11 protein-coding genes and 1 tRNA gene are annotated in these 11,840 nt (G+C 59.8%); 4 read left to right on the forward strand and 8 right to left on the reverse strand.

Features of this window, described 5'->3' with window-relative positions; genetic code table 11:
- Positions 1-36: 36 nt before the first annotated feature.
- Positions 37-112 (reverse strand) — tRNA-Val (locus tag JJD66_RS23245).
- Between the two features lie 159 nt (positions 113-271).
- On the opposite strand from JJD66_RS23245, the gene rdgC reads away from it, so the two are divergent.
- The 3 genes from rdgC to sugE all read left to right on the forward strand — a co-directional run bounded on the left by rdgC (position 272) and on the right by sugE (position 2,745).
- Positions 272-1,192 (forward strand): recombination-associated protein RdgC, encoded by a 921-nt coding sequence (rdgC, locus tag JJD66_RS23250; RefSeq protein ID WP_020301078.1) that lies wholly within the window; start codon positions 272-274, stop codon positions 1,190-1,192.
- A 166-nt stretch (positions 1,193-1,358) separates the two neighbouring features.
- Positions 1,359-2,318 carry a bile acid:sodium symporter family protein gene (locus JJD66_RS23255; RefSeq protein WP_200649137.1) on the forward strand — a complete coding sequence of 320 codons (960 nt, stop codon included), beginning with the start codon at positions 1,359-1,361 and terminating at the stop codon, positions 2,316-2,318.
- Positions 2,319-2,430: 112 nt separating this feature from the next.
- Positions 2,431-2,745, forward strand: coding sequence for a quaternary ammonium compound efflux SMR transporter SugE (gene sugE / locus JJD66_RS23260; protein ID WP_054897869.1), 315 nt, complete (start codon positions 2,431-2,433; stop codon positions 2,743-2,745).
- A gap of 645 nt (positions 2,746-3,390) precedes the next feature.
- Here sugE and JJD66_RS23265 read toward each other — a convergent pair.
- The 3 genes from JJD66_RS23265 to JJD66_RS23275 form a co-directional block, all read right to left on the reverse strand.
- On the reverse strand, positions 3,391-5,265 hold the full coding sequence (locus JJD66_RS23265; protein WP_200649138.1) for an MFS transporter: 1,875 nt from the start codon (positions 5,263-5,265) through the stop codon (positions 3,391-3,393).
- 59 nt (positions 5,266-5,324) lie between these two features.
- Positions 5,325-6,473: a TDT family transporter gene (locus JJD66_RS23270; RefSeq protein ID WP_200649139.1), complete on the reverse strand. Its 1,149-nt coding sequence runs from the start codon at positions 6,471-6,473 to the stop codon at positions 5,325-5,327.
- Positions 6,474-6,584: 111 nt separating this feature from the next.
- On the reverse strand, positions 6,585-7,772 hold the full coding sequence (locus tag JJD66_RS23275; RefSeq protein WP_198716217.1) for an MFS transporter: 1,188 nt from the start codon (positions 7,770-7,772) through the stop codon (positions 6,585-6,587).
- A gap of 91 nt (positions 7,773-7,863) precedes the next feature.
- Here JJD66_RS23275 and JJD66_RS23280 point away from each other — a divergent pair, with 91 nt between their 5' ends.
- Positions 7,864-8,403: a TetR/AcrR family transcriptional regulator gene (locus tag JJD66_RS23280; protein ID WP_200649140.1), complete on the forward strand. Its 540-nt coding sequence runs from the start codon at positions 7,864-7,866 to the stop codon at positions 8,401-8,403.
- Between the two features lie 174 nt (positions 8,404-8,577).
- Here JJD66_RS23280 and JJD66_RS23285 read toward each other — a convergent pair whose 3' ends face one another.
- From JJD66_RS23285 to JJD66_RS23300, 4 genes are all read right to left on the reverse strand, one after another.
- Entirely contained in the window at positions 8,578-9,357 is a 780-nt protein-coding gene (locus JJD66_RS23285; protein WP_005786689.1) for an ABC transporter permease, read from the reverse strand.
- Positions 9,354-10,286: an ABC transporter ATP-binding protein gene (locus JJD66_RS23290; RefSeq protein ID WP_014717781.1), complete on the reverse strand. Its 933-nt coding sequence runs from the start codon at positions 10,284-10,286 to the stop codon at positions 9,354-9,356. The genes JJD66_RS23285 and JJD66_RS23290 overlap by 4 nt, the downstream gene beginning before the upstream one ends.
- 135 nt (positions 10,287-10,421) lie before the next feature.
- The gene (locus JJD66_RS23295) at positions 10,422-11,039 is read right to left on the reverse strand and encodes a glutathione S-transferase family protein (protein WP_032892575.1); all 618 of its coding nucleotides are present in this window, start codon (positions 11,037-11,039) and stop codon (positions 10,422-10,424) included.
- A gap of 56 nt (positions 11,040-11,095) precedes the next feature.
- Positions 11,096-11,755, reverse strand: a complete 660-nt coding sequence (locus tag JJD66_RS23300) for a transglutaminase-like domain-containing protein (RefSeq protein WP_054897863.1) — start codon at positions 11,753-11,755, stop codon at positions 11,096-11,098.
- Between the last annotated feature and the right edge of the window lie 85 nt (positions 11,756-11,840).

The following is an 11,840-nucleotide window of genomic DNA, read 5'->3' on the forward strand; positions in this document are numbered from 1 at the left end:
GACTGAACTACCGCTGCGCGTAACACTTGAAGCGAATGGTGGGTGATGACGGGATCGAACCGCCGACCCTCTGCTTGTAAGGCAGATGCTCTCCCAGCTGAGCTAATCACCCTTCGTTTCGGTGTGGCGCGCATTCTACGGAGCGACCCCAAGTCTGGCAAGCACTTTCTTAAATCTTTTTTTTCAGCCCTTCCAATGGCTTAGGCAGGGTTGGCCTGCGGCGTGATCAAGAGAATAATGCCCCCCTTTGTATAGAGGAGAGACTCACCCCATGTGGTTCAAGAACCTGCTTATCTATCGCCTGACCCAAGATCTGCCTGTTGATGCCGAGGCGTTGGAAGCGGCCATGGCCACCAAGCTGGCGCGCCCTTGTGCAAGCCAGGAGTTGACCACTTACGGTTTCGTCGCGCCTTTTGGTAAAGGTGAAGACGCTCCCCTGGTTCACGTCAGCGGAGATTTTTTGCTGATTGCTGCGCGCAAGGAAGAACGCATCCTGCCGGGTAGCGTGGTGCGTGACGCACTTAAAGAGAAAGTCGAAGAAATCGAAGCCGAGCAGATGCGCAAGGTCTATAAGAAGGAGCGCGACCAGATCAAGGATGAAATCATCCAGGCCTTCCTGCCGCGCGCCTTTATCCGTCGCTCGTCGACCTTCGCTGCGATCGCGCCGAAACAGGGTCTGATCCTGGTCAACTCGGCCAGCCCCAAGCGCGCCGAAGACCTGCTGTCGACCCTGCGCGAAGTGATCGGCACCCTGCCGGTCCGCCCGCTGACGGTAAAAACCGCCCCGACTGCAATCATGACCGACTGGGTCACCACCCAGAAACCGGCCGATGACTTCTTCGTCCTCGACGAATGCGAACTGCGCGACACCCACGAAGACGGCGGCATCGTGCGTTGCAAGCGCCAGGACCTGACCAGCGAAGAGATCCAACTGCACCTGACCACCGGCAAGGTCGTGACCCAACTGTCCCTGGCGTGGCAGGACAAGTTGTCCTTCATGCTCGACGACAAAATGACCGTCAAGCGCCTGAAGTTCGAAGACCTGCTGCAAGACCAGGCGGAACAGGACGGCGGCGACGAAGCCCTGGGCCAACTGGATGCCAGCTTTACCTTGATGATGCTGACCTTCGGCGATTTCCTGCCGGCGTTGGTCGAGGCACTGGGCGGCGAAGAGACACCACAGGGCATCTAAGCAACACCGATCCAATGCGGGCACAGTCAGTGTGGGAGCTGGCTTGCCTGCGATAACGGAGTGTCAGCCAGAGTAGTGCCGACTGACACTCCGCTATCGCAGGCAAGCCAGCTCCCACATTTGATTGCATCGACAACTCGGAAATCGAATAAAAAAGGACATCCCCATGCGTGCACTCGCCGCCTTGAGCCGCTTTGTCGGCAACACCTTTGCCTACTGGGTGCTGATCTTCGCTGTCGTCGCCTTTCTCCAACCCAGCTGGTTCATCGGCCTGAAAAGCGCCATCGTCCCACTGCTGGGCCTTGTGATGTTCGGCATGGGGTTGACCTTGAAACAGGAAGACTTCGCCGAAGTCGCTCGCCACCCGTGGCGCGTGGCCTTGGGCGTGGTCGCGCATTTCGTGATCATGCCGGGCGTGGCATGGTTGCTGTGCCAGGCATTCCATTTGCCGGCGGAAATTGCCGTTGGCGTGATCCTGGTCGGCTGTTGCCCAAGTGGCACGTCGTCCAACGTCATGACCTGGCTGGCCCGGGGTGACCTGGCGTTATCGGTGGCGATTGCCGCGGTCACCACCCTCCTCGCTCCGCTGCTCACACCGGCATTGATCTGGCTGCTGGCCTCGGCCTGGCTGCCGGTATCGTTCATGGAGCTGTTCTGGTCGATCCTGCAAGTGGTGCTGCTGCCCATCGTACTGGGCGTGGTCGCGCAGCGCTTGCTCGGTGATCGGGTAAGGCATGCGGTGGACGTGCTGCCACTGGTGTCGGTGGTCAGCATTGTGATCATCGTCGCGGCCGTGGTTGCCGCAAGCCAGGGCAAGATTGCCGAGTCGGGCCTGCTGATCATGGCCGTGGTGATGCTGCACAACAGCTTCGGTTACCTGCTGGGCTACTTCACCGGGCGCCTGTTCAAGTTGCCCTTGGCGCAACGCAAGTCGCTGGCCCTGGAAGTGGGCATGCAGAACTCCGAGCTGGGCGCCGCCTTGGCCAGTGCGCACTTTTCGCCGCTGGCGGCAGTACCCAGTGCGTTGTTCAGCGTCTGGCACAATATTTCCGGCGCATTGCTGTCGACCTATTTCCGCCGCATGAGCGAAAAGGAAGACCGCCGCGCCCTGGAAACCACGCCGTAACTTGATCGCCTGGTCCAATTTCGGCACTCTACCGAACTTCGCGGGGACGACCTCGCGACGCTATCAAGCGCTCACCCGGGGACGACCCCACTTTGATAGAAGCGAGGTCATCATGTCCTGGATCATTCTGTTTTTTGCCGGGTTGTTTGAAGTGGGCTGGGCCGTCGGCCTGAAGTACACCGACGGGTTCAGCAAGCCGCTGCCCACCGTCCTGACGATTGCCGCCATGGCTGTCAGCCTTGGGTTGTTGGGGCTGGCCATGAAGGAACTGCCGCTTGGCACCGCCTATGCCATCTGGACCGGCGTGGGGGCCGTGGGCACCGTGATTGCCGGGATTATCCTGTTTGGGGAATCCATGGCGCTGTTTCGGTTGGCCAGTGTGGCATTGATTATTTGCGGGCTGATTGGGCTCAAGATCTCGACTTAAGCCACTATCGCTATCGCAGGCAAGCCAGCTCCCACATTTGACTGTATTCACAATTCAATAGGTGGGAGCTGGCTTGCCTGCGATGAGCATAGGTATCTACACAACTTCGGCACGACGCTAAATCTGTGGCGAGGGAGCTTGCTCCCGTGACGGCCTGGCAGCCGACACAGATATAACTGATGCCCCGCGATCCAATGTGGGAGCTGGCTTGCCTGCGAAGACGGCCTGACAGTCAACACAGTTGGACCGTGTACATATCCATTCCTGCGGTAACGGCCACTTAGGGTTCCGCCCTGACGGCGGCTCACTTTCGAAAAGCCGGAATGCCGGCCCAGACAAAAGTAAGCAAAGCGCTCTTGCCCCACCACTCGGCACCTCGCTTAGGCTCGGTGTGCCCGTAATCCGCCAGTGATTTGGGGGGCCGCCGCCACGCGCCATCCATGGCGCGGGGCGGCTAAACCGGCATCCCTGCCGGTTTACCCCCCAAATCCCTGTCGAATTCCGGCCAGCGTGGTTTAACGGGGCGCCTAAGATCAAAAGCAGATCAAGATCAAGAGCGGCTCGCTTCGCATCGTGGTTACCGTTGAGCTAACAGAGTTATGTAGATACCTATGCTGCGATGAGGCCCTGATAAACAACAAAAAACTACCTGGCACTCCCCCGCAAACCGCCCACCACAGCGTGCAACTGCTCAGGCGTTGCCGCCTCCACAGCCACCGGCTCGCCCGCCACCAACACCACCCGCGACCAGATCCGATGAAACACACCCTTGTTCGGATCACGGCTGAAGAAACTCCCCCACAACCCCTGCAATGCCATCGGGATCACCGGCACCGGCGTCTCCTCCAGGATGCGCGTCACCCCACCGCGAAACTCATTCATCTCGCCATCAGCTGTCAGCTTGCCTTCCGGGAAGATGCACACCAACTCGCCATCCTTGAGGTACTGGGCAATGCGCGCGAACGCCTGTTCGTAGATCTGAATGTCTTCATGGCGCCCGGCAATCGGAATAGCCCCGGCGGTGCGGAAGATAAAATTGAGCACCGGTAAGCGGTAGATCTTGTAGTACATGACAAAGCGAATCGGCCGACGTACTGCGCCGCCAATCAACAGCGCATCGACAAACGACACATGGTTGCACACCAGCAACGCCGCGCCTTCATCCGGGATGGCTTGCAGGTTGCGATGCTCCACGCGGTACATGGAATGGCTGAGCAGCCAGATCATGAAGCGCATGGTGAACTCGGGGACGATTTTAAAGATGTAAGTGTTAACCGCGATGTTGAGCAGCGACACCACCAGGAACAACTCGGGGATCGACAGCTTGGCCACGCTCAACAGCAGAATGGACACGATGGCCGAGACCACCATGAACAGTGCATTGAGAATGTTGTTCGCCGCGATCACCCGTGCCCGTTCGTTCTCGGCGGTACGCGACTGGATCAGCGCATACAGCGGCACGATGTAAAAGCCGCCGAACACACCCAGGCCGAGGATATCGAGCAGCACCCACCACGCCTGGCCGTAGCTGAGCACCGCGAGCCAATCGTTGGCTTGCACGTTCTGCGGGAAGCCGCCGGAGTGCCACCACAGCAGCAGGCCGAACACGGTCAGGCCAAATGAGCCAAACGGCACCAGGCCGATTTCCACCTTACGCCCGGAGAGCTTTTCGCACAGCATCGAGCCCAGGGCGATGCCCACCGAGAACACCGTGAGGATCAAGGTCACCACGGTTTCGTCGCCGTACAACCATTCCTTGGCATAGGCAGGGATTTGCGTGAGGTAGATCGCGCCGACAAACCAGAACCATGAGTTGCCGACAATCGAGCGCGACACCGCCGGCGTCTGCCCCAGGCCCATGCGCAACGTCGCCCACGACTGAGTGAAGATATTCCAGTCCAGGCGCAGCTGCGGTGTCGAAGCCGCTGCGCAGGGGATGCTGCGGCTGGCCAGGTAGCCCAGCACCGCCACGGCCACAATCGCCACCGCCACCACCGGCGCGTAATGGGTGGAAGACATCATGATCCCGGCACCGATGGTGCCGGCCAAAATTGCCAGGAACGTGCCCATCTCCACCAGGCCGTTACCGCCGACCAACTCATCGTCGTGCAATGCCTGGGGCATGATCGAGTACTTCACCGGGCCGAACAGCGCCGAGTGCGTGCCCATGGCAAACAGCGCCAGCAGCATCAGTTCAAGATGATTGGTCAGAAAGCCTGCCGCGCCCACCGCCATGATCAGGATCTCGCCGATCTTGATCGCGCGGATCAACGCGTCCTTGTTGAATTTCTCGCCAAACTGCCCGGCCAACGCCGAGAACAGGAAGAACGGCAGGATAAACAACAAAGCACACAGGTTGACCCAGATGGAGCGGTCGCCCTCGATGGTGAGCTTGTAAAGGATGGCCAGGATCAGCGACTGCTTGAAGATGTTGTCGTTGAACGCGCCCAGCAACTGGGTGATGAAAAACGGCAAGAAGCGCCGCGTGCGCAGCAAGGTGAATTGGGAAGGATGGCTCATCGTCGTCCGTGTTCCTGCGTGGCCTTTATTTATCAGGCCACGACTTTACCTAATCCTGCTTACTTATTCGCTAGCCCGGCAATACAAGGCGAAACAAAAAGCTCGCCTTTATAAGCACCCTGCACGGTGCGCTTGGCCACGATCAGCCACATCAGCGCCAGCGCAACCACCAGCACACTGCCAAACACACTGAAAAACGCCAGCTGTAACAGGCTCGCCAATTTAAGCGTGGCCAAGGCGTAAACCCCCAATGGGAAGGTGAAGCCCCACCAGCCCAGGTTGAACGGGATACCGGCGCGCAGGTAACGCAGGGTGATCAACACCGCAATCAACATCCACCACAAGCCGAAGCCCCACAGGGTGATGCCCGCAATCAGGCCCAGGCCGTGGGCCATTTCACCGACACTGGCCAGGCCATTGGCGGCAAAGATCGCGGGGGCATCCGTACCGAGCAGCAACATGCCCAGGGCACCGGTACCGATCGGGCCTAGGGCCAACCAGCTCGACGCTGCCATATTGGCGTGAGGCAACTTATGCAAGGCCATGCGCAGCATCAGGATGGTCAGGATGCTGAACGCTACCGGCAGGGAAAACGCCCACAGCACGTAGCTGGTCACCAACATCACCAGTTGCGAATGGGCATCGGCCAAGTGCGGCGCGAGCAAGCCGCCGCTGGCCGCCGCCACTTCGGCCGCCACCACAGGCAACAGCCAGACGGCGGTCATCTGGTCGATGCTGTGCTCCTGGCGGGTGAACATCATGAACGGGATCAGTACGCCGCAGGCCAGGGACATGGCGACGTCCAGCCACCACAAGGCCTCGGCCAACGGGATCACATCACCGCCCCAGCGCGGCAGGCCGAACAGCAGCAAGCCGTTGAGAATGGTCGCCAGCCCCATGGGGATGGTGCCGAAGAACATCGAGACCGTTGAGTGCCCGAAGATGCGTCGCGCCTCGTGGAAAAACATCACCCAGCGGGCGGCATACAGCACGCTGAACAGCACAAACAAGCCGATGGTGAACAGCCACAGGCCCTCGGCGACGACATGCAAGCCGGGCAGGTTGACTGGCAGCTGGGCCAAGGCCAGGGCCAGCACACCGGTGCCCATGGTCGCGGCAAACCAGTTCGGGGTGAACTGGCGAATCACTTCCCGGGGACGGGCCAGGTGACTGAAGGGTTTGTAGCGGTGAGTGGTCGAGCAGGTCATGGGTTAATCCTCTTCCTCATTTGAGGTTGAGGCCATGATAGAACCTGATCGAATATCTATATAACGGGTAATATCTCTAACTGTTATCTGTTTCATCTATATCAACCACGATCATGCCCTCGCCCTTGCTGGCGCCGAGTCCCGCCACCACAACCCACCAAGGGCCCCGAGAGACAGCAAGATAAGCACCGCACCGTAGCCGTCCGTGGTCGCGACCAGGCCAAACACGCGGCTCAGGTTACCCGCCAACAACGCCGGCACGCAGAACGCCAGGTAGCTCAATACATAGAATGCCGACATCAGGCCCGCCCGCTCATGGGGCAACGCCAGGCCCACGATGCTGCGCACACTGCCCATGAAGCCGCCGCCGAACCCCAGGCCTGCGATCACACTGGCGACAAAGAACAGCCACAGGCTAGCGGTGTTTACGGCAACCAGCAGCAACCCCACGCCCACGGCCAGCAGTGCAGCCGACACGCTCATGACCCTGTCAGCCGCGTAGTTGCGCAGACTGTAGATCATCACCGCGCCGCTCAAGGTCACCACCGCCACCAGCCCGCCGCCGACCAAGTGCGAGGTCGACCCGGTGGCGACACGCACCAACGACGGTGCCAACGAGGAAAAGAACCCACCCAGCGCCCACACGGCCACATTCAATGGCATCGCCAGCCACAACGCGCGGCGCGCCTGCGGCGGCACATGCAGGGTTGGCGCCAGGGACTTCAAGGCGCCGGGTATGCGACTGACCGTTTCAGGCAGGCGCCACACATACAGAGCCTGCAACACCATCAAGCCCAGCAGGGTGTAATAGATCAATTGGGTTGGCCACGGCGCGAACTCCACCAGCAGCCCGCTACCCAGGCCACCACTGGCCATGCCGAGCATCGGTGCAAGGCTGTTGAGCATCGGGCCGCGGACGCGGTCGGTATCGAGCAGCGTCGCACTCAATACCGCTGTGGCAGTGCCAGTCGCGAAGCCCTGCAACGCGCGGGCGGCCAGCAGGCAGGCGGTGCTGTCAGCGTGGATAAACAGCAGCATCGCCACACTATTGAGCAGCAGCGCGGCGAAGATCACCGGCTTGCGCCCCAGGTAATCCGAGAGCGACCCCACCGTCAGCAGGGCCGCCAGCAGGCTCACGGCATAGACACCAAAGATGGCCGTGAGCATGGCCGCCGAAAAATGCAGGTGGTCTTGATACACCTGGTACAACGGCGTCGGCGCGCTGGAGGCGGCGAGAAAGGTCAGCACCATGATCACTAGAAACGCCAGGCTGGACCGCTGAGAGATGACACTGGACATGGGCACGCTCCGCTAAAGCTAATATTTTGCTTTTATGCAGTGTGCTATTCGCTGGCGCTTAAAGCAAATTCTTTGTGTTAAGGTCTTGCCCATGGCGATCAAAGAAGGCCTTCGCCCGGGGGGCCGTAGTGCCCGGGTACAAGAATCCGTCCACAGGGCGGTGCGCGAATTGCTGGAGGCCCATGAGCGTTCCAGCGTCACCGTGCCGATGATTGCGGCATGTGCAGGCGTCACGCCGTCGACCATTTACCGGCGCTGGGGCGATCTGTCAGTACTGCTCGCCGACGTCGCCCTGGCCCGTATGCGCCCCGATACCGAACCGGCCAACACCGGCAGCCTGCATGGCGACCTGCAAGCCTGGGCCGAGCAATACCTGGATGAGATGAGTTCGGACGTAGGCCGCAACATGATGCGCGACGTGCAAAGCAGCCCGACGCCAGGGTATTGCGTGAGCATCCTGAGTGGGCAGTTGCAGGTGATTGTTGACCGCTACCCGCAGGAACAGCCACCGAGCGTTGACCATCTGATCAACCTGCTCGCCGCACCGACGGTGTTTCGTATTCTGTTTTCGGCCCAGCCTTTGGCGGTAGAAGAACTGCATGCCCTGATCGAGCTGGCACTGAAAATCTAAGGCACGTGCGCCGACCAGAATGTGGGAGCTGGCTTGCCTGCGATGCAGACACCTCCGTACACCCGTCAAGCGAAGTCGATACCATCGCAGGCAAGCCAGCTCCCACATTTGTTCTGTGTGCATCCAATAAAAAACGGCCTCTGATGAGGCCGTTTTGTTATTTCCAATCCCACATCATGTACGCATCCCACGCCCACTCACCAGCAACCGCGCACAACCGATATACAGCACCACGGTCGCAACGATCATAAAGGTGATCGCCACACTGATCTTGATATCCGACACGCCCAGAATGCCGTAGCGGAAGGCGTTGACCATGTGCAACACCGGGTTGGCCAGGGACACCGTCTGCCAGAACGGCGGCAGCAAGGTGATGGAGTAAAACACCCCGCCCAGGTAGGTCAGCGGCGTGAGCACGAAGGTCGGGATGATGGAAATATCATCGAAGTTGCGTGCGAACACGGCGTTGATAAAGCCCAGCAGCGAGAAGATCGTCGCCGTCAGCACCACCACCAGAATGGTGACCCCCAGGTGATGCACCTGCAGGTGGGTAAAGAACAGCGACAGCAGCGTCACGATCACTCCCACCATCAGGCCACGCAACACGCCGCCCAAGGTGTAGCCGATGAGGATGGTGTGCGGTGACACCGGCGAGACCATCAGCTCTTCAATGGAGCGCTGGAACTTGCTGCCAAAGAAACTCGACACCACGTTGCCGTAAGAGTTGGTGATCACCGACATCATGATCAGGCCCGGCACAATGTATTCCATGTAGGTGAAGCCGCCCATGTCGCCGATCTGCCGGCCGATCAGGTTACCGAAGATCACAAAGTACAGGACCATGGTGATCGCCGGTGGCAGCAGGGTCTGCGGCCAGATCCGGGTAAAGCGCTTCACTTCGCGATAGACAATGGTTTGCAGCGCGACAAGGTTGGGTTGCAGTTCGGAACTCATACCGCCACCTTCGCCAGATTTTTCTCCACCAGGGACACGAACAACTCCTCCAGGCGATTGGTTTTATTACGCAGGCTCAGCACTTCGATGTTCTGAGTCGCCAACTGGGTGAACAGCGCAGTGATGCCCATGGCTTTATCCACCTGCACCTCCAGGGTGTGGCTGTCCACCAGCCGGCTTGGGTAGCCGAGCAACTGGGGCGCCACCGACAGGTTGTTCTTCAGGTCGAGCAGGAAGGTTTCCACATGCAACTGGCCCAGCAGGTTGCGCATGCTGGTGTTCTCGACAATGGTGCCGTGGTCGATGATGCCGATGTTGCGGCACAGCTGCTCAGCCTCTTCCAGGTAGTGGGTGGTGAGGATGATGGTGATGCCCTTCTCGTTCAGTTCGGTGAGGAAGGTCCACATCGAGCGGCGCAGCTCGATATCCACGCCGGCGGTAGGTTCGTCGAGGATCAACAGGCGCGGCTCATGCACCAGGGCGCGGGCGATCATCAGGCGTCGCTTCATGCCACCGGACAGCGAGCGCGAAGGTACGTCACGCTTGTCCCACAGGCCCAGTTGGGTCAGGTACTGCTCGGCGCGTTCCTTGGCGACTTTCGCCGGAATGCCGTAGTAGCCGGCCTGGGTCACGACAATGTCGAAGGTCTTTTCGAACTGGTTGAAATTGAATTCCTGGGGCACCACGCCAATGGAGCGCTTGAGCGCCGCCGGGGATTTGTCCAGGTCATGCCCGAAGATATTCACCGTGCCGCTGGTCTTGTTGACCAGGGTGGAGAGAATGCCGATGGTGGTGGATTTGCCGGCACCGTTGGGGCCGAGCAAGGCGAAGAAGTCACCTTCGGCAACGTCCAGATCGATACCACTCAGGGCCTGGAAACCGTTGCCGTAGGTTTTGGTTAGCTGCCGGATGGACAGAGCGGAACTCATATGGAAGTACGCACCAAAGAAGGGAATAGAAAGAATAGATGAAGGCACACCGCAGGTAGTTCAACCTGCGATGCAGTGCGAGCATGGTGCGTGCCCATGCCGCACAAGTACAGTCACCCGTATTAATAGTGTGTATTAAGTCAACGCGGTCATCACCGCCTTGCGGTAGGCCGGGCGCTGTTGCAAGCGCTGGTACCAGGCCTCCAGATGGGGCATGGCAGGGCGTTCGATGGGCATCTCGAACCAGGCGTAGATGAAGCAGCCCAAGGGAATATCGCCCATGCCGAACGCCTGGCCGGACAGGTAGGGTTGCTCGGCGAGGGCTTGTTCGACGGTTTTGAGCGCGTCGATACAGGCTTGGCGCCCGGCATTGATGCTGTCCCAGTTTTGCTGGTCAGCCGGGGTGCGCACGATGCCCCAGAACACCGCTTTGAACGGATCGGCGAGCGTGGAAGTGGTCCAGTCCATCCACTTTTCGGCGTTGGCCCGGGCTTGCAGGTCGCTGGGGTAAAAGTCCGATGCCTGCTTGGCGCACAGGTAACGCACGATGGTGTTGGATTCCCACAGCACAAAGTCGCCATCTTCGATCACCGGCACCCGGCCATTGGGGTTCATGGCCCGGTATTGCGGGGTATCGACCACACCAAAAGCCCCGCCCGCATCAATTGCTTCATAGTCCAGGCCGAGTTCCTCGGCGCACCACAGTGCTTTCCTGACGTTTGATGAATTTTTACGCCCCCAGATCTTCAGCATGACCGCGCCTTATCGTTGATGAACATGGCTTGATGAACGCAGCAGCATACGCCGGTTCAGCCGCGGCTTAAATCGCCCTGCATATCGCCGAGCAAGGTGGGCGCGTCGTCGCCAAACAGGTGCGGGTAGCACTGGCGGATATGCCCGAAGAAAAATGCTTCGGGCACGTCAGCAAATTGCCCGTGGTCCACCACGTACTCCATAGAACGCTGGCCCTGGCGATTGAACGCGTGGAACACGCTGTCGTGCAGGCCATCGAATTCCAACGGCGGCACGTCGAACACTTCGCACAGTTGCTGGTTGAACGCCGGAGTGGCCTTGACCCAGCGGCCGTTCAGGTAAAGCTCGGTATAACCGTGCATGGCGAACACGTCACTTTTGAGCAGAGCGAGCAGTCGCGGTGTGGACAGGTGGTTGCGCACGTCCGCCAGGCCAATGCGTGCGGGAATGCCGCAGTGGCGCGCGCAAGCGGCGAGCAACGTAGCTTTGGGCACACAGTAGCTTTCGCCGGCCGCCAGGGCGAAGCTGGCGCTCAAGGTGTTGGGGTCACGGCTGAAGGTATAGGGGTTGTAGCGAATGGCCTCACGCACCGCGTAGTAAAGACTGACTGCCTGGTCACTTAAATCCGGGCGGGTTCCGCGATGTTTCTCGGCGAACTCCACCACCACAGGGTGGTCACTATCGATGAAGCGGCTGGGACTCAAGTACGTATTCATGAGCTTGATCTCCGAGGGGAGCCTGGAGTTTAACCACCAGGCCCGCCAGAGAGATAACGACGATTCGGCCAAATGCCGGCGCCGG

It is taken from the genome of Pseudomonas sp. MF6751, assembly GCF_016613265.1.
Taxonomy (GTDB): domain Bacteria; phylum Pseudomonadota; class Gammaproteobacteria; order Pseudomonadales; family Pseudomonadaceae; genus Aquipseudomonas; species Aquipseudomonas fluorescens_BV.